The sequence below is a fragment of the Lysinibacillus parviboronicapiens genome (assembly GCF_003049575.1).
GTDB classification, from domain to species: domain Bacteria; phylum Bacillota; class Bacilli; order Bacillales_A; family Planococcaceae; genus Lysinibacillus; species Lysinibacillus parviboronicapiens.
Window position 1 is genome coordinate 22394 of the sequence record NZ_PYWI01000016.1, and the last position, 21744, is coordinate 44137.

Annotated in this window: 22 protein-coding genes; 17 read left to right on the forward strand and 5 right to left on the reverse strand. The window is 38.6% G+C overall.

The genetic code is table 11. From position 1 onward, the window contains the following. Window positions 1–106 precede the first annotated feature (106 nt). The 6 genes from C9J35_RS14160 to C9J35_RS14185 all read left to right on the forward strand — a co-directional run bounded on the left by C9J35_RS14160 (window position 107) and on the right by C9J35_RS14185 (window position 5511). Entirely contained in the window at window positions 107–1330 is a 1224-nt protein-coding gene (locus C9J35_RS14160; RefSeq protein ID WP_107925046.1) for an ABC transporter substrate-binding protein, read from the forward strand. Between the two features lie 205 nt (window positions 1331–1535). After that, window positions 1536–2411 carry a branched-chain amino acid ABC transporter permease gene (locus C9J35_RS14165; protein ID WP_054767888.1) on the forward strand — a complete coding sequence of 292 codons (876 nt, stop codon included), beginning with the start codon at window positions 1536–1538 and terminating at the stop codon, window positions 2409–2411. A 13-nt stretch (window positions 2412–2424) separates the two neighbouring features. After that, window positions 2425–3360: a branched-chain amino acid ABC transporter permease gene (locus C9J35_RS14170; RefSeq protein WP_054767889.1), complete on the forward strand. Its 936-nt coding sequence runs from the start codon at window positions 2425–2427 to the stop codon at window positions 3358–3360. Then, window positions 3360–4139, forward strand: coding sequence for an ABC transporter ATP-binding protein (locus C9J35_RS14175; protein ID WP_107925048.1), 780 nt, complete (start codon window positions 3360–3362; stop codon window positions 4137–4139). Before C9J35_RS14170 ends, C9J35_RS14175 begins: the two co-directional genes overlap by 1 nt. After that, window positions 4139–4846 carry an ABC transporter ATP-binding protein gene (locus tag C9J35_RS14180; protein ID WP_107925050.1) on the forward strand — a complete coding sequence of 236 codons (708 nt, stop codon included), beginning with the start codon at window positions 4139–4141 and terminating at the stop codon, window positions 4844–4846. The genes C9J35_RS14175 and C9J35_RS14180 overlap by 1 nt, the downstream gene beginning before the upstream one ends. A gap of 167 nt (window positions 4847–5013) precedes the next feature. Next, window positions 5014–5511, forward strand: coding sequence for a cupin domain-containing protein (locus C9J35_RS14185; protein ID WP_107925051.1), 498 nt, complete (start codon window positions 5014–5016; stop codon window positions 5509–5511). Between the two features lie 113 nt (window positions 5512–5624). On the opposite strand, the gene C9J35_RS14190 is transcribed toward C9J35_RS14185, so the two are convergent. Then, window positions 5625–6344: a DUF6904 family protein gene (locus C9J35_RS14190; protein ID WP_107925053.1), complete on the reverse strand. Its 720-nt coding sequence runs from the start codon at window positions 6342–6344 to the stop codon at window positions 5625–5627. Window positions 6345–6366: 22 nt separating this feature from the next. Next, complete coding sequence (gene rluF / locus C9J35_RS14195; RefSeq protein ID WP_107925054.1) at window positions 6367–7068, reverse strand: 23S rRNA pseudouridine(2604) synthase RluF; 702 nt, start codon at window positions 7066–7068, stop codon at window positions 6367–6369. Window positions 7069–7311: 243 nt separating this feature from the next. Between rluF and adh the strand changes: the two genes are divergently transcribed. The 5 genes from adh (at window position 7312) to C9J35_RS14220 (ending at window position 12591) form a co-directional block, all read left to right on the forward strand. Next, a complete protein-coding gene (gene adh / locus C9J35_RS14200; RefSeq protein WP_107925055.1) occupies window positions 7312–8832 on the forward strand; it encodes an aldehyde dehydrogenase in 1521 nt (506 codons plus the stop codon). Between the two features lie 21 nt (window positions 8833–8853). Beyond that, complete coding sequence (locus tag C9J35_RS14205; protein WP_054767890.1) at window positions 8854–9216, forward strand: DUF779 domain-containing protein; 363 nt, start codon at window positions 8854–8856, stop codon at window positions 9214–9216. A 389-nt stretch (window positions 9217–9605) separates the two neighbouring features. Continuing rightward, window positions 9606–10574: a DUF4003 family protein gene (locus tag C9J35_RS14210; RefSeq protein ID WP_107925056.1), complete on the forward strand. Its 969-nt coding sequence runs from the start codon at window positions 9606–9608 to the stop codon at window positions 10572–10574. A gap of 42 nt (window positions 10575–10616) precedes the next feature. After that, a complete protein-coding gene (locus tag C9J35_RS14215) occupies window positions 10617–12044 on the forward strand; it encodes an aldehyde dehydrogenase family protein (RefSeq protein ID WP_107925057.1) in 1428 nt (475 codons plus the stop codon). A gap of 67 nt (window positions 12045–12111) precedes the next feature. Further along, a complete protein-coding gene (locus tag C9J35_RS14220; protein WP_107925058.1) occupies window positions 12112–12591 on the forward strand; it encodes an acyl-CoA thioesterase in 480 nt (159 codons plus the stop codon). Window positions 12592–12666: 75 nt separating this feature from the next. Here the strand turns inward: C9J35_RS14220 and C9J35_RS14225 are convergent, their stop codons facing one another. Beyond that, a complete protein-coding gene (locus C9J35_RS14225; protein WP_107925059.1) occupies window positions 12667–13977 on the reverse strand; it encodes a globin-coupled sensor protein in 1311 nt (436 codons plus the stop codon). A 323-nt stretch (window positions 13978–14300) separates the two neighbouring features. On the opposite strand from C9J35_RS14225, the gene C9J35_RS14230 reads away from it, so the two are divergent. After that, complete coding sequence (locus tag C9J35_RS14230) at window positions 14301–14510, forward strand: hypothetical protein (protein WP_054767892.1); 210 nt, start codon at window positions 14301–14303, stop codon at window positions 14508–14510. Between the two features lie 36 nt (window positions 14511–14546). Here C9J35_RS14230 and corA read toward each other — a convergent pair whose 3' ends face one another. Beyond that, window positions 14547–15512 (reverse strand): magnesium/cobalt transporter CorA, encoded by a 966-nt coding sequence (gene corA / locus C9J35_RS14235; protein ID WP_107925060.1) that lies wholly within the window; start codon window positions 15510–15512, stop codon window positions 14547–14549. 212 nt (window positions 15513–15724) lie between these two features. Next, a complete protein-coding gene (locus C9J35_RS14240) occupies window positions 15725–16408 on the reverse strand; it encodes a class I SAM-dependent methyltransferase (protein WP_107925061.1) in 684 nt (227 codons plus the stop codon). 129 nt (window positions 16409–16537) lie between these two features. Between C9J35_RS14240 and C9J35_RS14245 the strand changes: the two genes are divergently transcribed. From C9J35_RS14245 to C9J35_RS14265, 5 genes are all read left to right on the forward strand, one after another. Beyond that, entirely contained in the window at window positions 16538–16843 is a 306-nt protein-coding gene (locus C9J35_RS14245; protein WP_107925062.1) for a DUF4870 domain-containing protein, read from the forward strand. Window positions 16844–17116: 273 nt separating this feature from the next. Beyond that, entirely contained in the window at window positions 17117–17587 is a 471-nt protein-coding gene (locus C9J35_RS14250) for a CtsR family transcriptional regulator (RefSeq protein ID WP_054767893.1), read from the forward strand. A gap of 13 nt (window positions 17588–17600) precedes the next feature. Beyond that, the gene (locus C9J35_RS14255; RefSeq protein WP_107925063.1) at window positions 17601–18146 is read left to right on the forward strand and encodes a UvrB/UvrC motif-containing protein; all 546 of its coding nucleotides are present in this window, start codon (window positions 17601–17603) and stop codon (window positions 18144–18146) included. Then, the gene (gene mcsB, locus C9J35_RS14260) at window positions 18143–19252 is read left to right on the forward strand and encodes a protein-arginine kinase McsB (RefSeq protein ID WP_107925064.1); all 1110 of its coding nucleotides are present in this window, start codon (window positions 18143–18145) and stop codon (window positions 19250–19252) included. The genes C9J35_RS14255 and mcsB overlap by 4 nt, the downstream gene beginning before the upstream one ends. After that, window positions 19242–21686 (forward strand): ATP-dependent Clp protease ATP-binding subunit, encoded by a 2445-nt coding sequence (locus C9J35_RS14265; protein ID WP_107925065.1) that lies wholly within the window; start codon window positions 19242–19244, stop codon window positions 21684–21686. The genes mcsB and C9J35_RS14265 overlap by 11 nt, the downstream gene beginning before the upstream one ends. Window positions 21687–21744: the final 58 nt, after the last annotated feature.

A 21744-nucleotide genomic window follows, 5' to 3' on the forward strand; every position in this document is an offset into this window, starting at 1 on the left:
AAATAGATAGTTATAAATAATTATTTTTGCTATTGAGGAAATGCATTTAATTGTTTATAATTATCTGAAATATCTAATATTTGAGAATTTTCAGGGGGAATTAATTATGAAAGAGAACAAAAAGCTTAAAAAGTTCGGTTCACTTCTAGTCGCTTCTTCACTTCTTGCTGGCGTACTTGCTGGTTGCGGTGCAGGCGACGATTCGACAAGTTCAGAAGGCGGATCATCATCAGGTGGTGGGTCATCTGACGGTGATACTATTAAAATAGGTGCTAACTTAGAGCTTTCAGGAAACGTAGCATCATATGGATCTTCAATTGGTGTGGGTGCAGAGCTGGCGGTTAAAGAAATTAATGATGCTGGCGGTATTGATGGTAAGAAAATCGAGCTTATTAAAGTAGATAACAAATCAGAGAACTCCGAGGCAACTGCTGCTGCTATTAAATTAGCAACACAAGATAAAGTAGTAGCAATGCTAGCGCCAGCTACTTCTGGTAACACAGTAGCAACAGTACAAATTGCGAATAACAACAAAATTCCAATCGTTACTGGGTCAGGTACGGCACCAAATATCACAGTGAATGATGATGGTAGTGTCAATGAATATGCATTCCGTACATGCTTCATCGACCCGTTCCAAGGGATCGTAGCAGCAAACTTTGCGGCTGGTGAACTTGATGCGAAAAATGTAGCTATTTTTGCAGATAATGCTTCTGACTATGCAAAAGGTTTAGCAAAGTCATTTAAAGAAACGATTACTAAAAATGGCGGTACCGTTGTTAAAGAGGAAGCTTATGTGGCAAAAGATACAGACTTCCGTACACAATTAACGAATATTAAAGCAGCCAACCCTGACTTCATCTTTATCCCTGGATACTATGAAGAGGTTGGATTGATTGTAAAACAAGCACGTGAAATGGGTATTACAGTACCGCTTATGGGGGCTGATGGTTGGGATTCTCCAACTTTAGTAGAGTTAGCTGGGGCAGATGCGCTTAATAATACGTTTATCACCAACCACTATTCTGCAGAAGATCCTGATCAAAAAATCCAAGATTTTGTAACAGCATTTAAAGCAGCTAACAGTGACAAAGCACCAGATGCATTCAATGCACTTGGCTATGACACTATTTACTATATTGCAGATGCTATCAAGCGCGCAGGTTCTACTGATGGCGAAGCAATTAAAAATCAATTAGCGGAAACAAAAGACCTGTCATTAGTAACAGGTACATTCTCAGTTGACGAAAACCATAACCCAATTAAAACAGCAACAGTTCTTGAATTTAAAGACGGTAAACAAGTGTTCAACTCTAAAGTAAATCCTTAACTTTTGGCAAGGGGGGAGGCGGGCAAACTCGCCTTCCCTTTTTATGCTTCATAGACAACTAGACTGATAAAAAAGCATAGATTCTAGCATAAGGAATCGGAAATAACTGTTTACGAGGGACACGAGTTTTTCTGCATTCACTAAATTATGTAGAAATACGTCCCGTTTTTGCATTCCTCAAAAAATTTAAAAGGAGTGAACGCTCATGGAATGGATACAGCAGCTTGTGAATGGTATTTCACTCGGTAGTATCTACGCGTTAATAGCGTTAGGGTATACGATGGTATACGGTATTATAAAGCTAATTAACTTTGCCCACGGTGATGTTTTTATGATTGGGGCATTTATTGGCTTCTATGCAATTGCTAAATGGGAGCTTGGTTTTTTCCCAGCTTTATTATTGGCAATGGCAATTTGCGCAATCTTTGGTGTGTTAATTGAACGGATTGCATATAAGCGTTTACGAAATGCAACGCGTATTGCTGCATTAATTACAGCGATTGGTGTATCGCTATTAATCGAATATACGACTATTTTCTTTAGAGGTGCGCAACCGGCGGCATATCCTGAAGTATTTAAAAATAGAACATTTGATATCTTTGGGGTTCAAATTAGCAGTACCTCGATTTTAATATTATCTGTCGCTGTCGTACTGATGATTCTTTTACAATTCATCGTACATAAAACAAAAATCGGCAAGGCAATGCGTGCAGTATCACATGATGCAGATGCAGCTCGTCTGATGGGTATCAATGTGGATAATACAATTTCAGCGACATTCGCAATTGGTTCTGCTTTAGCAGGTGCTGCTGGTGTTATCTTCGGCGTGTACTATACAAAAATTGATCCATTAATGGGTGTTATTCCTGGGGTTAAGGCGTTCATCGCTGCGGTTCTTGGTGGTATCGGTATTATTCCAGGAGCAATGGTAGGTGGCATGTTATTAGGTGTCGTGGAATCCATGGTAAGTGCACTTGGTTACTCTCTATGGCGCGATGCAGCGGCATTCGTTATTTTAATTTTAATCTTAATCTTCAGACCATCGGGTATCTTTGGTAAAAACGCCCGCGAGAAAGTGTAGGTGAGCGGTAAATATGAAGAAGTCTAAAGTTTTCTGGGGCTATGCTGTATTAGCGCTAGTCATCTATGCAATTATACAGGTGCTTATTACAACCGGCACTATTGATATTTACTATCAAAACATGTTAATCACAATGTGTATTAACATCATGCTTGCAGTCAGCTTGCACATTGTAATTGGGGTTACTGGTCAATTTTCTATAGGGCATGCAGGTTTCTTAGCGGTGGGTGCGTATATCTCAGCTATTATTACAACAAAGCTCATGCTGCCATTTCCATTAGCTATTTTCTTAGGGGCGCTTGCAGCAGCAGTAGCTGGTTTAATCGTAGGTATTCCAACGCTACGCTTAAAAGGGGACTATTTAGCAATCGCAACGCTCGGCTTCGCGGAAATTATACGTATTGTATTTTTAAATACGGACTATGTTGGTGGCGCAGCGGGTATGCAGGTTAAGTATTTATCGACTTGGACTTATGCGTTCGTAGGTGTTGTGTTAACAATTGTAGTTATCGCAAACTTCACAAATTCACGTCATGGTCGTGCGTGTATCTCAATTCGTGAAGACGAAATTGCTGCAGATGCAATGGGCATTAACACAACATACTATAAAGTTGTGGCGTTTGCGATTGGTTCATTCTTTGCGGGTCTTGCTGGGGCCATTTTCGCACATAATTTCTACATTATTCAACCGACAACTTTCGGTTTCTTAAAATCATTTGATATTTTAATTTACGTAGTACTTGGTGGTTTAGGAAGTCTTTCAGGTTCTGTAATCGCGGCAATATTCTTGACGGTTGTTTCAACATATCTAGCGAATTTCCCCGAAACACGGATGATTATTTACAGTTTGGTACTTATAATCGTAATGCTATATCGTCCAAAGGGGTTAATGGGGACAAAAGAAATTACGGACTTATTCAAGTTTGGTAAAAAAGGAGGTACAAAATAATGACTGGCAACCTTCTTATCAACGTGGAAAATATGGGCATTCAATTTGGTGGTTTAAAGGCAGTACAGGGCGTTAATATGTACCTACATCAAGGTGAATTAGTTGGTCTTATAGGCCCCAATGGTGCTGGTAAAACGACGAGCTTCAATATGCTAACTGGGGTGTATACGCCAACTGAAGGTACGATTACATTTGACGGTAAAAAGATAAACGGTCTTGCACCTTATCAAGTAACACAAAAAGGAATCAGCCGTACGTTTCAAAATATCCGTCTATTTAAAGAACTATCTGTTTTAGATAATGTAAAAGTCGCGAACCATTCACTTGCCAAACACTCCATGTGGGCATCGATTTTTCGTTTGCCAAGTCACTTTAAAGGGGAAGTGGAGATGGAACAGCAATCCTTTGAGTTCTTAAAGATCTTTGGTTTAGACATTTATAAAGATGAGCTTGCGAAAAACTTACCATATGGCATGCAACGTCGACTAGAAATTGCACGTGCATTAGCGGCAAATCCGAAGTTATTATTACTGGATGAGCCAGCGGCAGGGATGAACCCACAAGAAACACACGATTTAATGGAGTTAATTGCATTCATTCGTAAAGAGTTTGGTTTAACCATACTGCTAATCGAACATGATATGAGCTTAGTAATGGGGATTTGCGAACGTATTTACGTACTCGATCACGGTCAATTAATTGCAGATGGGACACCAGAGGAAATTCGCAACAATCCAAAGGTAATTGAAGCTTACCTAGGTGAGGAGGTTATCAGCTAATGCTAAAAGTACAAAATATTGATGTATTCTACGGAAACATCCAAGCATTAAAGGGCCTCTCTTTAGAAGTAAACGAGGGTGAGATTGTAACGTTAATCGGTGCAAACGGTGCTGGTAAAAGTACATTATTAAAAACATTGTCAGGCCTACTAAAACCAAAGGGCGGAATTATCGAATATGAAGGCTTCTCGATTGCGGGGAAGGCTGCACAAACGATTGTAAAATCAGGTATTTCACATGTACCAGAAGGCCGTCGCGTATTCGCCAATATGTCAGTAGAGGAAAATCTAGAGCTTGGCGCATACCTTCGTAATGATAAAGCGGGTATTAAAAAGGATATGAATCATGTATTTGAGCTTTTTCCTCGTCTTGAAGAACGTCGTAAGCAGCAATCAGGTACATTATCCGGTGGCGAGCAACAGATGCTTGCGATGGGCCGAGCTTTAATGGCAAAGCCGAAGTTACTTTTAATGGATGAACCTTCGATGGGTCTGGCGCCATTAATGGTGAAGAACATCTTCAATATTATTGAAAAGGTCAATAAAGAAGGTACAACAGTACTTCTTGTGGAGCAGAATGCAAATATGGCGCTATCAGTAGCGGACCGTGCATATGTACTTGAAACAGGTCGAATTGTTCTATCTGGTACAGCAAAAGAACTACAAGAAAGTGAGCAAGTAAAAGCAGCATATTTGGGTGGTCTGTAATAGAAAAGGAGGTTTCTCGAATTCATTTGAGATACCTCCTTTCGTTTTTTGAAATGGCAACGTGACGGATAGAACGGCGAAAATGATGAATAGAGTAGCTAAAACAACGGATAGCGCTAGCGCCTGACCTAAATTTTTTGGTAAGGTGGGAGAAAGGAGTGAGGTATATGCAGTATTCAGCACAATATTTTATTGATAAATTAAATTTAGCAGAGCATCCAGAGGGAGGTTACTATATTTCTTCATTTAGATCTGCTGAAGAAATGGCTGTAAGGGATGTAAAAAGACCAATTTATACGAGCATTTATTTTTTACTACGTTCACAGGATATATCCCATTTACATCGATTAAAATCAGATGAGCTTTGGTATTACCATGCTGGAAGTCCATTAACTGTCCATATGGTATACCCTGACGGTACATATGAAGCCAAAAAGCTAGGATTAAATATGGAGGCAGGGGAGGTACCACAAGTGGCTGTACCGAAAAACACAATTTTTGGCTCGTCTGTAGAGGATGCTAATACATTTAGTTTAGTAGGTTGTATGGTGGCTCCGGGCTTTGATTTTACAGATTTTGAATTGTTTACACAAGATGAGCTCCTTGCAGATTATCCGCAGCATGAAGCTGTCATTCGCAAAATGGCTTACAAGGCAATTAAATAACAAAAAGCCGACTCGAAGTACTTTGAGTTGGCTTTTTGTTGCGCGTTAAACAAACTTAGCGTGAAAAGAATGTTGAAATTAACTGCTTTTTACTGATTGAACGACCTTATGAATTACCACAAAATTTCTTCTGGGTAGTTTGCATTAATTTGAATCTCGTGTAGTGCTTTTTTGGTCGTTTTCGCAGCTTCCATCAGCTGCGATTTGAGCGCTATATATTCATCGTCTTCAAGCATTAATCGAAGAGCGAAGGCTGCTAAATGAGCCTTGCGTTCCTCGGTATTCAAATCTATGTATTCTAAATTCAGTATGTCTACATATTGTGTAGCGTAACGGAAAGTTAAAGGGCTTTTCGTATGAAGCATTCTTAAAAATACTAAATATTCATCATCCTCAAGCTCCTGCTCTAAGCACTCAGCAACGGTCGCTTGGAATTTACGAATAGTTGCAATATAAATATTCCACTCTGAAGAATCGATTACCTCCTGATGCAAGCGGATAAAATCATTTAAGGCAATGGCTGTAAAAATAAGCTCCGGCCAAAGCACCTCCGTTGCATAATAGACATTTTTATTTGGAAAAATGATTTCATGGTGAGTAAGGACACTTTTCGTAAGTCCATTACTAACAAATTCAAGCTGATGGTCGCCTTGTGCCGCATGGCGAAGATTGTAGCAAATACCAAGGATTCGCTGCCGCGCACCTTGGTAATCGTAATATCTATTTTCATCTCCAGTTACTTTATAAATCGCATTTATGAGTTGATCTAAATCCCAAAAGTCCCCACTAATCCGTGCTCCTGTCAGTTGTTCGGTACTTTGAATGGAAAGCATAGCTCTATCCCCCTTAACTGCTTTATTTCGGTGTGTAATTAAGTAGTTTGAATAGTTCTGTTCGTTCTTTGTCAGTTAAATCACGCCACTGTCCAATCTTTAGATTACCGAGCTTAATATTCATAATACGAATACGTTGTAGCCTTTTGACAGAGTAGCCAAGTGTGGAACACATACGGCGAATTTGGCGATTTAAACCTTGCTCTAAAATAATTTTAAATACTTTATCGGAAATTTTTTCAACATCGCAAGGTAGAGTGGTTGTATCTAAAATATCAACACCTGCCCCCATTTTCGTGATAAATTGCTCTGTAATCGGCTTATCGACTTGAACAATATATTCTTTTTCGTGATGGTTTTCTGCACGTAATATTTTGTTTACAACATCACCATCATTTGTCAGCAATAATAATCCCTCGGATTCTTTATCGAGACGCCCAATATGAAAAATGCGCAAAGGGTGATTAACAAAGTCAACGACATTTCCTTTTATATGTTGCTCAGTTGTACTTGTAATGCCCACTGGTTTGTTTAACACAATATATACCAGTTGTTCTTCTTTCTTTACCTCTTTGCCGTCTACACAAACTAGATCACCTGCTTCGACTTGACTTCCAACTGTTGCAAGCTCCCCGTTAATGGTTACCTTACCTTCCTCTACCCATTTATCAGCACCGCGTCGTGATACAATACCAGTTTCACTCAAATATTTATTAATACGCATACAGTTCTCCTATACATTAATATTACTTTAAGTATACATTATCGTTAGATACACCGTGAATTCTAGATGCTTTTCTAGCAAAAATAATTTCATTGGAAAATATTTTATAAAAAGTTGAAATTATTTTTCTTTTCTGACAGTATATTGTGTAAGAGGGTTTCTATGAAAATATCGTTATTTCGATATAAAATAGCGATTTTTATAGATATTTTCTCATTATTTTGTGTAAAGGGGAGAAGTAAAATGGTTTATGCATTTCCAAACACTGAAGGATCGGTAGTTCAATTCAAGGAAAAATATGATAATTACATTGGTGGAGAATGGACACCCCCGGTGAAAGGCCAATACTTTGATAATGTTACTCCTGTTACTGGACAAGTTTTTACACAAGCAGCGCGTTCAACTGCTGAGGATATTGAACATGCACTTGATGCAGCACATGCGGCAAAAGATGCATGGGGCCAAACATCTGCAACAGAGCGTGCAAACATTTTACTTAAAATAGCGGACCGCATTGAACAAAACTTAGAAAAATTAGCCGTTGCCGAAACATGGGATAACGGAAAAGCGGTACGTGAAACATTGAATGCAGATATCCCTCTAGCAATTGATCATTTCCGTTATTTCGCGGGAGCTTTACGGGCACAAGAAGGCTCGTTAAGTCAAATTGATAATGATACAGTTGCTTATCACTTCCATGAGCCAATTGGGGTAGTCGGTCAAATTATCCCTTGGAACTTCCCGTTACTAATGGCTGTGTGGAAGCTAGCACCAGCACTTGCTGCCGGAAACTGTGTAGTGTTAAAGCCAGCTGAGCAAACACCAGCTTCTATTATGGTATTAGTTGAACTAATTGGTGATTTATTGCCACCAGGTGTACTAAATGTTGTGAATGGTTTTGGTTTAGAAGCAGGGAAACCACTTGCATCCAATCCACGTATTGGCAAAATTGCCTTTACAGGTGAAACAACAACAGGTCGTTTAATTATGCAATATGCTTCACAAAACCTTATTCCCGTTACGTTAGAATTGGGCGGAAAATCACCAAATATTTTCTTCGAAGATATTATGGATGAAGATGATGCCTTTTTAGATAAAGCAGTGGAAGGCTTTGTATTATTTGCTCTTAACCAAGGAGAAGTATGTACATGTCCTTCCCGTGCATTAATTCAAGAATCAATTTACGATAAGTTTATGGAACGTGTACTACACCGAGTAGAGGCCATTAAAGTTGGAAACCCACTGGACCCGAATACGATGATGGGTGCACAGGCTTCAAGTGAGCAAATGGAAAAAATCCTTTCTTATTTAGATATTGGTAAACAGGAGGGCGCTGAGTGTCTGATTGGCGGTGAGAAAAATAAAGTAGGTGAAGGCTTTGAAAATGGCTACTACGTTAAGCCAACTGTCTTCAAAGGACATAACAAAATGCGTATTTTCCAAGAGGAGATCTTTGGGCCAGTTGTTGCAGTAACAACATTTAAAACCAAAGAAGAAGCGTTAGAAATTGCAAACGACACATTATACGGTTTAGGATCTGGTATTTGGACACGTGATATGAATACTGCATATCGTTTCGGTCGAGGTATTCAAGCAGGACGTGTTTGGACAAACTGCTACCATGCCTACCCAGCACATGCTGCATTCGGTGGCTACAAAATGTCAGGTATCGGTCGTGAAACACATAAGATGATGCTATCACATTACCAACAAACGAAAAACTTATTAGTTAGCTACAGCGAAAACAAACTAGGTTTCTTCTAATCAGTAAGGAGGTGCGAAGGCGTGGTTGAACGTGTATTGGCAACAGAAGAAGCGCTAGCACTAATCGAATTATTGACAGAAAAACATGGACCGGTTATGTTTCATCAGTCAGGTGGCTGCTGTGATGGGTCCTCTCCAATGTGTTATCCGGAGGGAGACCTAATACTGGGTGACCAAGATGTATGTCTCGGTGAGATTGGTGGTGTGCCATTTTATATGCATAAGAACCAATATGATTATTGGAAGCACACACAAATTATTTTAGACGTTGTAGACGGTAGAGGTGGTATGTTCTCACTTGAAGGCGTTGAAGGTAAACGGTTTTTAACAAGATCAAGGGCTTTTTCCACAGCAGAGTTAAAAGAATTGGGCTTGATTCAGTAATGTTTCACAAGCGTTTTATTGTACAGGAAGTAGTACGTTAAGGTGTAATAGTCTGAAAATTAAAAAACAGCGAAAAAACCATTGAAGTTTTTCGCTGTTTTTCTATGCTAATTTTTCTGAAAGAGTTTATGTAAATTAATATTATTTTGAGAGTTACGTAATAGTAAAAAAAGCTGTATTCGATCTTGTAAGGTTTCAGTGAATAACGATTTTTTAGTCGTCCGTTCAATCATCATAATCCCCCATTAAATATTGATTTATTTTTATTAAACCATATAAAACCTAGTCACATACATTAATTTAAGTTTACTTTTTATGTTAATTGTTACAAAATGATTGAATCTTTTCGACAAAATATTACGTAAATAGTAAAAAGGAGCGTGTGAAAGATGGATATTGTTATAATTGAAAACCAATTTACACAAACGGTGGAGGACATAGCGAAGGTTGCTGGCTGGTCAGTTGATCGAAAAATCGTATTAGCTATTGCCAGTACATATGTAGCGACAGGCAAAACCTTTGACGCGCTAAAATATAAAGAAGTGTTACAAGAGATAAAGAAGCAAACGTCTTGGATGTCTCCACTAAGAACGACCATAGGGTACAGTATAGCTGCTAACATAATGGAACAGGATGATATCGAGCAAGCGGTAAAAAATATACTTGTAAACGAAAAAATATTAAAAGAAGCAAAATTTAAAAGCGGGAATTTTAATTTTATAGGTGCTCAGTTTCTAACAAAAATCGAAAGTGAGAAAAAAGCCCACGCACAAACAGCACGTGCATTGTATGAAGCGATTCGCAAACATCATCGATTTTTAACCTCTTTTGATGATATTCCCTATGCAGTATTATTAAGTAACCCAACAGATGACGTTGTCCTACGTGCTGAAACAATGAATCGTTATTATAAAGAGTTACGCACGTATTATTTCAATGCAGGCAATGAATTACAATGGCTATCACAGGTACTGACGTTTTTATCTCCACAATATGATAATAACCTTGTGCCAAGTGTTGGTACTATTCGTGACACATTAAAAAAACAAGATGTAAAAGTAAAAACAATGCACTATCCATTATTGGGATTCTTAGCAATTCTTCAAGTGAATAATGCGCAAATACTGCAAATTACGGATTTGTACCATGAATTAAAGGGTATGAAATTATTAAAATGGCATCGTGAATTTGTGCTGTTTATGGCAATACAAATTGCTATTTTTGATATGGCGAAAGTGCAACAATCATTATCAATGTCCATCATGGCATCTATCGAGTTATTAATACAAGCGCAGCAGGCTGCAATGATGGCGGCAGTTACGGCTGCTGCTGTGGCATCAAATTCGGGCTCTTCGTGATAAACTAATGAAGAAAATTATTTTTCGGAGGTGCTTTTGAAGATGAAGGAAACAATGCTTTGGATAAATGGCCAGTGGCAAGACACAAAGGAATCATATGATTTAAAATCACCCTATAGCGGTGAGGTGATTGCAAAGATTGCAAAGGCATCCGTTCAAGATGTTGAACGAGCAATAGAAGGTGCACAGGACGCATTTCTATCGTTCAGGAAAACAACAGCCTATGAACGTGCCGAAATTTTATATAAAGTGGTCGACATTATGCGACATCGTCAAGAAGAATTAGCGGAGATTTTAGCGCAAGAGGCGGGAAAACCTTTATCGGCAAGCTCAGCTGAAATTGACCGTACAATAGCGACATATCAATTCGCCGCTGAGGGAGCAAAGCAAACAATGGGTGAAACTGTGCCTATGGATGCTGCCCCAGGGGCTGGAGACCGCATTGGCTGGACTAAGCGTGAGCCACTTGGTGTGATTTCTGCTATTACACCTTTTAATTTTCCATTTAACTTAGTAGCACATAAATTAGGTCCAGCTTTTGCAGTAGGTAATACAGTGGTGTTAAAGCCCGCAACCCAAACGCCGTTAAGTGCAATCGTGATGGCGGAAATTTTTCAAGAAGCAGGTCTACCAGCGGGTGCACTACAAATTGTTACTGGTAGTGGAGGAGAGTTAAGTGATACCCTCGTGACACATCCGTTTGTTAAGAAGGTGACATTCACTGGAAGTGGCAAGGTTGGACTGAGCATAAAAGAAAAAGTAGGATTGCGCAAAGTAACATTAGAGCTTGGCTCCAATGCTGCAGTTATTGTCGAGCCGTCGACACCAATAGATAAAATTATAAAGCGGTGTGTCAGCGGCGCGTTTAGCTTTGCTGGACAGGTTTGTATTTCATTGCAGCGCATATATGTTCATGCCTCGATTATTGATGAATTTACGACTGCATTTGTAAAAGAAACTGAAAAATTAATCGTAGGTGATCCACTCAATAAAAATACAGATGTCAGTGCCATGATAAATCCTGGTGAGGTACAACGTATTCGAGAGTGGATTGAGGAAGCAAAGGCGCAAGGAGCTATCATAGCCACAGGTGGAACATTCACAGAACGCACATTAACACCAACCGTTATGACGCATGTGACCGCTGATATGAAGATAGTTTGCCAGGAAACATTCGCACCAATCGTCTCAATTGTTTCATATGAAACATTAGACGACGCTATTCGACTAGTGAATGAGTCGGAACTTGGCTTAAATGCAGGAATATATACGAATGTACTGCCTGATGCATTACGTGCAGCGGATGAATTACAAGCAGGAGCTATTATTATTAACGATATTCCAACTTTCAGAGTTGATAATATGCCATATGGTGGCGTGAAAATGAGTGGTTATGGCCGCGAAGGTATTAAATGGGCAATTGAAGAAATGACAGATATGAAGTTTATTGCCATGAAAAAATCATTCTAGTTTGCATCAAATCTTGTTGTACGATACGATGACGGAAGAACATACATGAAGGGAAGTTACTAGAACTATGACAAACAACGCTGTTCCGATGAGCCAATCACGTACGGTTCAAACGCGTCTCGTATTACCGCCTGATACAAATAATCACAATTCCATTTTTGGTGGGAGAGTGTTAGCTTATATTGATGAAATTGCTGCAATTACAGCGATGAAACATGCAAAAGGGCATGTTGTAACAGCCTCTATTGATTCGGTTGATTTTTTATCTTCAGCTCATGTAGGTGATATTTTAGAAATTGAAAGCATTGTTTCTTCTACGGGGCGTTCTTCCATGGAGGTTTATGTGCGGGTGATTTCACGTAATATTGAAACAGGTGAAGAGAAGCTAACGACGGAATCTTTCGTGACAATGGTAGCAGTAGATGAAAAAGGTAAACCCAAGGCTATTCCGGCCATTATTCCAGAAACTGATGCAGAAAAACGTCTGTTTGAAACAGGCCCTGCACGACGGGAACACCGTAAGCAAAAGCGTGCTTTAGCACATTAAAACAAGAGGGAAATTGACACATGGAGGTCAATTTCCCTTTATTTTTGTAGTAGAGCATTTTAGGTTTAGAAGGGATTAGATATTTAATTCATTCACTACATTAATTAATGAGTCAGATGATGAGGAAACAAGTGTGGCACCTTGTGACAGCTCTGTAATTAAGTTTGAAATGGCAGAAATATCACGAGCGGTATTGACATATTGTTGCTGAATACCTGTAACAGCATCTGCAATATCATTAAATGACTTTGATAAACTCGTTTGTGTATCTACACTATGTTGAATCTTTTGGTCGACATTGATAACAGAACTCGCCATTGTTGTAATATTGCTTTCGGTTTCTTTAATAAGATGCGAAACGTTTTGTACGGCATTTTTTGTTTCCTCAGCAAGTTTACGAACTTCCTCTGCTACGACAGCGAAGCCTTTACCATGCTCACCAGCACGAGCAGCCTCAATGGAAGCATTTAATGCTAATAGATTTGTTTGATCTGCAATACCTGTAACAAGCCCTACAATTTCAGAAATCTTTTGTGAAGATGTACGTAATTGGTTCATCGTCACCTCAAGGCTATTTACACTTTGTAAAATGACATGTATTAAATCATTTTGCTCTTGTAGTTGTTGTTGGCCTCGACTAGATTTTTCCTTCGTATCTTCAACAAAGCTCAAACCTTGCTTTGTTGCTACAGCAATATCATCTGTTTGTGCAGAAATAACCATTAAAGAGGCAGCTGTTTCCTCACTAATAGCATTTAACTCTTCTGCTGTACTTTGAATGGTTGTAACAAGTGAATGTTTTGTTGCATCTGCTGCTGTACGAATGCGTTCTTCTTCTTTTTCGTATGCTTCAATAACAAGCTGCTGCTCAAAGTTAATGATTTTACAGAAAGCATTAATAGCGCGTAGCGCATCATGCTTAGATATATCTAATTCATTGGCAAAGTTTGCAAATGTCGAAGTTAATGATTGAAATGAAGCTATATACCATTTAGATTGTAAACCAATCCGCACATGTGTCTCGGCGATTGACTTTCTTTCGTTAATGTAAGAATCATTAATATGACTTTCGAAAATATCACTTAAATGTTTATGTAATGTAACTTTTAAACGGTCAATTTGTGAAGTTTTATGGATAATATCTAATAAATCCTGGCTTAAACTAATAGCTGCATAAAATTGATCGACCATTTTAGGAATTAAGTCCTTAGCTAAAGGCTGAAGTTGCTTAATTATCGCTAAATCTTCAATTGTTAAATCTAATAACTGCAATTGCTTTTGAAGGTTTGGGTGGCTAGCAATATCTAATTGTACATTATGCTTATAATCTTCGGGTGATAATAAAATTGAGTAGCTAGAATTGTTCTTTTTTGTAAACCAACTCATGGTTGTCTGCTCCATTCTTAATAAATCCATAATAAATATTCATTAAAGTGTCTTCGTATTGCTAGGAATGTAAAGTTGCGAAATATCTGGTATTTACTCTATTCTACTATTTTTAGTGGCAAATATGGTTAAAATTTTAGTTTATTTCTATTTTTTTTGCATTAATTTCAAGGGATTGTCGTTTAAAAGTCATGAAATATTTTTTTCTAGAATAAAAAAGCAATTTGAATTCCACAGGACAAACCTGTAAAATACGAACTGTTTAGTTTAATTAATAATTGTACGTGGAAATATCAACATAATTTGCTAAAAGGAGACATTACATGGAGAAGAAGCGTTTTAAGTTTGTCATCCCTGTCATGGTGGTTGTCGCTATCGGTTCAGTTTATATGTTAAACAATTATTATGCCGAAGTACCGGATTTAGATCAACTTTTAATTACGATTGGCGCAACATTAGTTTCTGGTGTGCTTGCATACTTTTTATTTCCACAGCAAGGGGAAAATAAAATCGATGATCGAGGGCCGTATTAATCATAAAGGGCATCTAGGAAGTTTCTAGATGCCTCTTTATTTGGGTTTAAATAGTTTGAACCAACCTTTGTATTTAAAAAACGACAGCATAAAGATTACGATTAATAGCATAATAGCTAGAACGATAAAGTAGCTATATTGACCATGGAGTTCTGGCATAATATCAAAATTCATTCCGTAAACACCTGCAATAAATGTTAACGGTATAAAGATCGTAGACACAATAGTTAATGTCATCATAATGCCATTCATGCGGCTAGAACTCATCGCCATATAGCTATCCCGCATGTCTGCTGTAAGCTCACGATTAGATTCAACCATCTCTGTAAGTTTGACTAAATGGTCGTGAATATCACCGAAATAGGCTCGTTCGGATTTTTTTAATGCGAAGCGGTAAGAACTTAGGATACGATATAAAAGATCCCGCATTGGTAATATGGTTCTTCGTAAATGCAGTAAGTCACTACGAAATTCAAATACTATCTGCATCGCATTTAAACTGTTTTGATATGTCAGTTCATCTTCAAGTGCATTAAGATGATCTTCGATTGTATAGACAAGTGGGAAATAGCTATCGACAATCTTATCAATTGTCTGATAGGTTAGAAATACAGTGCCACGTTCCCAATTCTTTGGTTGATCTTCTAAAAGCTTTTGCACCTTATCTATTTCAGGCGCCTGGTTTTTATGGAAAGTAACGATAAACTTATCAGAGACAAAGATATTTATTTCCTCAGCTATTAGTGTTTCCTCATTAAGTCTATGAATAACGAAAAAATGATAATCATCATAAAAATCGAGCTTTGGCCGTTGTAAACGCATTAAACAATCTTCAATGGCTAGTGGATGAAAATGAAAAAACGTATCGAGTAATAATTCTTCTGCAGTAGTTGGGCAATTAAAATCAACCCAAAACCATTCAAAATTATTATTTTTAATATCTTCAAGCGGAAATCCTTTTAATAATTGCTGATCTTTCGAAATGCCCATTGTGCGAATCACGGCATTCACCTCAATTCTATTTCTTCTATATAAATGGATGTTAAATCCGCTGCTTCAAACATCTGCAAACGGGGCATTTATGGAAATGTGGTTGTATTTATTCAGTCGATTGTAACCAATTAAATTTATTAATTAAAAGTCGCTATCGGTCGCTAGTTCCTACTGATGGGGATTTCGTTAGGTTTTACTCCGCGAATTTTTATCCCCAACTATTAAGGTTTCTCTTTATAGCATACCCAACCAGCAAATAATGTTGTAGCAAAAAATCTGGACGGCTGTGTGAAGCCTGCTTGTTGTAGCAAAGATAAAATTTCCTCTTCCTGCATAAACGACAGAGCGCGAATGGATTGCTCCATATTAGCCACTTCTACGGCTGAAAGTTTTGTGTATTGTAGCCAATAGGCACGCCATAAGTCAAACTGTAACTCGGTTTCAGTTGAGTTAAGCAACCCATATTTAGATACAAGGACAAATGGAGCTCCAGGTTTTAAATGCTTCACAATTTCTTTTAATGTCGCAAGTTTCTCTTCATATGTTTCGATAAAATGAAGAACTAGTATACAACTTGCAGCATCAAACTTTGTTGATGGTAGCGATGTTTCAAGTATAGTACCGTGACAAAAGGAAATATTATTAGGTAATGATTTTAAGCGTTCTTCAGCAATCTGTAGCATTGCTTGTGCAGGATCTATCCCCACAAAGGACCAGCGAGGTCTTTGTTCAGCGAACTGTAAGATTTCATTACCGCTTCCTGAGCCAAGTACTAAAAACGTAGCTTCCTCAGGCAAGTTCGCTCGATAAAAGGTTTGTGTTAAACGTAACATTGCATCATAGCTAGGCAATGTACGTCGAATACCTTTTTCATATTCGTTTGCGAGTGTGTTATTAAATTCCATCGTGTTATCACATGCCTTTCAAAAAAATTTAAAAAAATTTATATGTGTATGAAACTATTTCGGGTATAGGTCCGTAAATAGTAGTACAAATAGCAAAAGACAAATTAAAAAGGAAGGTTGATGATATATATGGAAACAAAATGGTCTAAGGTAATCATACATGCTAGTGCGTTTTTTGCACCATTTTTAGTACCGATTTTATTTTTCTTAATTAGTACTGATGAAGAAGTAAAGGGAATCTCTATTCAGGCATTGCTGTTCCAAATTGTAATGTGGGTATTAATTGCAATTGCCGGTATTTTAAGCTTTGTGTTAATCGGTTTACCGTTCTTACTAATTTTCGGTATTATGACTTTTATCGTCCCAATTATCGGTATTGTGAAGGCTATATCTGACGAGCCTTGGCGTTATCCAATTGTTGGTCGCTGGGTATAATTTTTATAGACGCAAGTATATGCTAGGTGCATATGCTTGCGTTTTTTCTATAGGTGGAAAGGGTAGATATAAACATGAATTCTGTAGCACAACTCCCATCCGTGAAGTGTCGTGCCACGTTTGCTGATGATAAAACGTACTTTAGGGCATAATGACACTTAATCCTTTTCAATGTGCGTATTAATTGCAATTATTTTCAAGCGTTCTGTATAATATACTCAAAGATAGTCAAAGATAGTCAAAGTCAGTGTAGTTAGCGAGGTGTATTCCTAAATGCGTAATATTTCAGACATCATAGAAGGCTACTTAAAGCAAGTACTTGAATTAGGTGGAGAAGGGCATATTGAAATTAAACGGAGTGAAATTGCTGATAAATTTCAATGTGTACCGTCACAAATAAATTATGTAATTAATACAAGATTTACAGCTGAACGTGGTTACCTTGTTGAAAGTAAACGTGGTGGAGGTGGATACATTCGAATTTTACGTGTCCGTGCAAACTCACAAATTGATTTGATTGATGATGTACTCTTGCAAATTGAAAGTGGGGCATCGCAAACAGTAGCAGAAGATTTAGTTTATCGTTTAATTGACGAGCAGGTAATTTCAAAACGAGAAGCGAAATTAATGTTAGCGGCGGTTGATCGCTCAACATTAGATTTACAACTACCTTTACGGGATAACATTCGTGCGAGAATTCTACGTGCGATGTTAACGACCATTAAATACGAAAAGCAAAAGTAAAGAGGTGATGGAAATGATATGCGAACATTGCAAGCAGCGCAATGCGACAGTAACAGTAACACAAGTTCAAAATAGTCAGAAGGTGGAACATCATTATTGTGACGTCTGCGCTTCGCAGTTCCATCCATTTCATGCGGAGTTTAAGCAAGAACCGGTTTCAATTCAACAACTACTTTCCAATTGGTTCGGCTCACCGACATGGCAACAAAAAGTTGGTGAAAAGCAACAAGCACCAACCCAACAACAAACGTGTCCACACTGTGGATTTACGTATAAGCGCTTTTTAAAAGAGGGCAAATTCGGATGCCCAGGCTGTTATGATTCTTTTGCCGAGCATTTGCCAAAGCTCTTTAACCGTATTCAGGCTGGCCCTCAACATATTGGCAAAATGCCAGGCGCTCATAGCAATGTCTATGTTATAAAAAAACAAATAGAAGATATTCGTAAACGGATGAAAGATGCCGTAGACGAAGAACAGTTTGAAGAGGCAGCGAAGCTTCGTGATGAGGCAAAGGAACTTGAGAGTCAGCTACAATTCGAAGGTGGTGATGTGTCGTGATGATTGAGCCTTTTTTAGAGCGGGCTACGCCTGTATGGATGCAAGTAGAAGATGATTATTCTGATATTGTCATTAGTACACGAATACGCCTTGCTCGGAATTTAGATGGATATCGTTTCCCACTAGTTTTCTCAGAAGATGAAGCACTACAAGTGGAGCAAGCAGTGACACACGCCATTCAGGACAGTCCTAAACTCCATGAAAGGTACTCTTATTTTGCCATAAAAGATTTAACACCATTACAACGACAAATTCTAGTTGAAAAACATTTAATTAGTCCACAGTTAGCGAAAAAAGAGCTAGTCGGCTCCATGCTGCTATCTGAGGATGAATCCATTAGCATTATGGTGAATGAAGAAGACCATTTACGCATTCAATGTATGACAGCAAGTTTTCAACTTCAAAAGGCATACGAACAGGCCAATAAAATTGATCGTGCCTTAGAAGGGGTACTCCCCTATGCATTTCGAGATAATTTTGGCTATTTAACAAGTTGCCCAACGAATATTGGAACAGGATTACGGGCTTCTGTCATGATGCATCTCCCAGTCCTAACATTAACTGGTCAGATGAATCAAATAATAAATGCCATGACACGATTAGGAATGACAGTTAGGGGAATATATGGAGAAGGTAGTGAAAACTTAGGGAATGTTTATCAAGTTTCAAATCAGATTACCTTAGGAAAAACAGAAGATGATATTTTAGCAGACATTCAAAGCGTTGCTGAAAAAATTATTCAAAAAGAGCGGCACGCAAGAGGTAAGTTGATGGATAAGGCGGAACTTGCCTTAGAAGATCGCATTTACCGAGCTTTAGGTACGCTGACGCATGCGCGTATTTTAACGAGTGAGGAAGCGGCAACTTGCTTATCCAATGTACGCCTTGGGGTAGATTTACAATTGATTGACGGCATAAAGGCCGCAACGTTAAATGAATGTATAGTCTGTATGCAACCTGGATTTTTACAGCATTATGCAGGTGAAGCACTGCCACCGTCCGAACGTGATCGGGTACGAGCAAAGATGCTTCGTGAGGCATTATTTCAAGAAAATTTGAGTAAACCTACTATAGGGGGAAAAGGAGAGGATTCATATGATGTTTAATCGTTTTACACAACGCGCACAAAAAGTATTACAGCTTGCACAGGAAGAGGCTATTCGTTGGAAACACGAATCAATAGGAACTGAGCATATTCTTTTAGGACTTATTCGTGAAGGCGGGGGTATTGCAGCGAAGGCATTAGAAGCCATTGATATTAGCCCTCAAATGATTGAAGCAGGTATTGAAGAACTGGTTGGTAAAGGTACAGAGGATGTTGGGCCAATCGTGCATTATACACCTCGTGCGAAAAAAGTAATTGAACTATCAGTCGATGAATCACGTAAATTAGGTCATTCGTATATCGGTACCGAGCATTTACTATTAGCGTTAATTCGTGAGGGCGAAGGTGTGGCAGCTCGCGTCTTAAACAATGCGGGTGTCGGTTTAAATAAAGCACGTCAGCAAGTATTATTGTTACTTGGTAACAATGACAATGCACAATCTGGACAGCAAGCAGCACAGGCTGCCAATACACCAACACTAGATAGCCTAGCGCGTGATTTAACACAAATTGCACGTGAAGGCTCATTAGACCCGGTAATTGGTCGTAGTAAAGAAATAACGCGTGTTATCGAAGTATTATCGCGCCGTACAAAAAACAACCCTGTTTTAATTGGTGAACCAGGGGTAGGTAAAACGGCGATTGCAGAAGGTTTAGCACAGCAAATCATTAATAATGAAGTGCCAGAAATCCTTCGTGATAAACGAGTAATGACCCTTGATATGGGGACGGTTGTGGCAGGCACAAAATACCGTGGTGAATTTGAGGACCGTTTGAAAAAAGTAATGGATGAGATTCGCCAAGCAGGTAATGTTATCTTATTCATTGATGAATTGCATACATTAATCGGTGCGGGTGGTGCAGAGGGTGCAATTGACGCATCAAATATTTTAAAACCATCTTTAGCACGCGGTGAGCTACAATGTATCGGCGCAACAACATTAGATGAGTATCGTAAATACATTGAAAAGGATGCCGCTTTAGAGCGCCGCTTCCAGCCAATTCAAGTAGATGAGCCAACGGTTGAAGAAGCTATTCAAATTATCCATGGCTTGCGTGATCGTTATGAGGCGCATCATCGTGTAAAAATCACAGATGAAGCTATTGAGGCAGCAGCGAAAATGGGTGATCGCTATATTTCGGATCGCTTTTTACCAGATAAAGCAATTGATTTAATTGATGAAGCAGGTTCTAAAGTACGCTTACGTTCATTTGCAGTGCCACCGAACTTAAAGGCATTGGAAGATAAGCTTGAAAATGTTCGTTCCGAGAAAAATGCAGCTGTTTCTGGTCAAGAATTTGAAAAAGCAGCTTCTCTAAGAGATACAGAGCAAAAGTTAAAAGATGAAATTGAAACAACCCGCAAAACCTGGAAAGAAGAACAGGGTAAAGCTGAATCTAAGGTAACTGTGGATGATGTTGCAGCGGTTGTATCGATGTGGACGGGAATCCCGGTAGCGAAAATCGCACATGAAGAATCAGCAAAACTTTTACAGCTTGAAGAGGAGTTACACAAACGCGTTGTTGGTCAAGGCGAAGCAGTAGAAGCAATCTCTCGTGCAATTCGTCGTGCAAGAGCAGGCTTAAAAGACCCAAAACGACCAATTGGCTCATTCATTTTCCTTGGTCCTACAGGTGTCGGTAAAACAGAGCTAGCAAGAGCGCTTGCTGAGGTAATGTTCGGCGATGAAGATGCGATGATTCGTGTTGACATGTCTGAGTATATGGAGAAACATTCGACTTCACGTTTAGTCGGCTCACCTCCAGGCTATGTCGGCTTTGACGATGGTGGTCAGCTGACAGAGAAAGTTCGCCGTAAACCATATTCTGTTGTATTACTTGATGAAATAGAAAAAGCACATCCAGATGTCTTTAATATCTTATTACAAGTGCTTGAAGATGGCCGTTTAACAGATTCTAAAGGTCGTGTGGTTGATTTCCGAAATACGGTTGTTATTATGACATCTAACGTTGGTGCGGATGCATTAAAATATCAAAAAAATCTAGGCTTTAGTTTAGGTGGTTCTGAGTCGAAACATAAAGATATGAAGGGCACTATGTTAGAAGAGCTGAAAAAAGCTTTCCGCCCAGAATTCTTAAATCGTATTGACGAAATGATTGTCTTCCACTCATTAGAAAAAGGACACTTAAAAGAAATCGTATCGATGATGTCAAACGCTTTAACAAAACGTCTAAAAGAACAAGACATTTCGCTTGAGTTAACTGATGCAGCGCTTGAGAAAATCGCGGATGAAGGGTATGATCCACAATATGGTGCCCGCCCAATTCGTCGTGCGCTACAAAAACAAGTGGAAGACCGTCTATCGGAAGAGCTTCTTAAAGGCAATGTTGAAAAAGGAAATCAAGTTATTATCGATTATGTGAACGATGAGTTTGTGGTGAAGAAAAAAGAGGGCGTTTCGATTTCTAAATAATGCTTCAACATATAGAAGTATGGAACTTAAGTACCCACTAAATTTTACTGTATGGAAA

Excerpts from the sequence above, each read along its gene's own strand:
- C9J35_RS14160 (WP_107925046.1), top strand. The coding sequence starts at position 107 with ATGAAAGAGAACAAAAAGCTTAAAAAGTTCGGTTCACTTCTAGTCGCT.
- C9J35_RS14165 (WP_054767888.1), top strand. The coding sequence starts at position 1,536 with ATGGAATGGATACAGCAGCTTGTGAATGGTATTTCACTCGGTAGTATC.
- C9J35_RS14170 (WP_054767889.1), top strand. The coding sequence starts at position 2,425 with ATGAAGAAGTCTAAAGTTTTCTGGGGCTATGCTGTATTAGCGCTAGTC.
- C9J35_RS14175 (WP_107925048.1), top strand. The coding sequence starts at position 3,360 with ATGACTGGCAACCTTCTTATCAACGTGGAAAATATGGGCATTCAATTT.
- C9J35_RS14180 (WP_107925050.1), top strand. The coding sequence starts at position 4,139 with ATGCTAAAAGTACAAAATATTGATGTATTCTACGGAAACATCCAAGCA.
- C9J35_RS14185 (WP_107925051.1), top strand. The coding sequence starts at position 5,014 with ATGCAGTATTCAGCACAATATTTTATTGATAAATTAAATTTAGCAGAG.
- C9J35_RS14190 (WP_107925053.1), bottom strand. The coding sequence starts at position 6,344 with ATGCTTTCCATTCAAAGTACCGAACAACTGACAGGAGCACGGATTAGT.
- rluF (WP_107925054.1), bottom strand. The coding sequence starts at position 7,068 with ATGCGTATTAATAAATATTTGAGTGAAACTGGTATTGTATCACGACGC.
- adh (WP_107925055.1), top strand. The coding sequence starts at position 7,312 with ATGGTTTATGCATTTCCAAACACTGAAGGATCGGTAGTTCAATTCAAG.
- C9J35_RS14210 (WP_107925056.1), top strand. The coding sequence starts at position 9,606 with ATGGATATTGTTATAATTGAAAACCAATTTACACAAACGGTGGAGGAC.
- C9J35_RS14215 (WP_107925057.1), top strand. The coding sequence starts at position 10,617 with ATGAAGGAAACAATGCTTTGGATAAATGGCCAGTGGCAAGACACAAAG.
- C9J35_RS14220 (WP_107925058.1), top strand. The coding sequence starts at position 12,112 with ATGACAAACAACGCTGTTCCGATGAGCCAATCACGTACGGTTCAAACG.
- C9J35_RS14225 (WP_107925059.1), bottom strand. The coding sequence starts at position 13,977 with ATGAGTTGGTTTACAAAAAAGAACAATTCTAGCTACTCAATTTTATTA.
- C9J35_RS14230 (WP_054767892.1), top strand. The coding sequence starts at position 14,301 with ATGGAGAAGAAGCGTTTTAAGTTTGTCATCCCTGTCATGGTGGTTGTC.
- C9J35_RS14240 (WP_107925061.1), bottom strand. The coding sequence starts at position 16,408 with ATGGAATTTAATAACACACTCGCAAACGAATATGAAAAAGGTATTCGA.
- C9J35_RS14245 (WP_107925062.1), top strand. The coding sequence starts at position 16,538 with ATGGAAACAAAATGGTCTAAGGTAATCATACATGCTAGTGCGTTTTTT.
- C9J35_RS14250 (WP_054767893.1), top strand. The coding sequence starts at position 17,117 with ATGCGTAATATTTCAGACATCATAGAAGGCTACTTAAAGCAAGTACTT.
- C9J35_RS14255 (WP_107925063.1), top strand. The coding sequence starts at position 17,601 with ATGATATGCGAACATTGCAAGCAGCGCAATGCGACAGTAACAGTAACA.
- C9J35_RS14265 (WP_107925065.1), top strand. The coding sequence starts at position 19,242 with ATGATGTTTAATCGTTTTACACAACGCGCACAAAAAGTATTACAGCTT.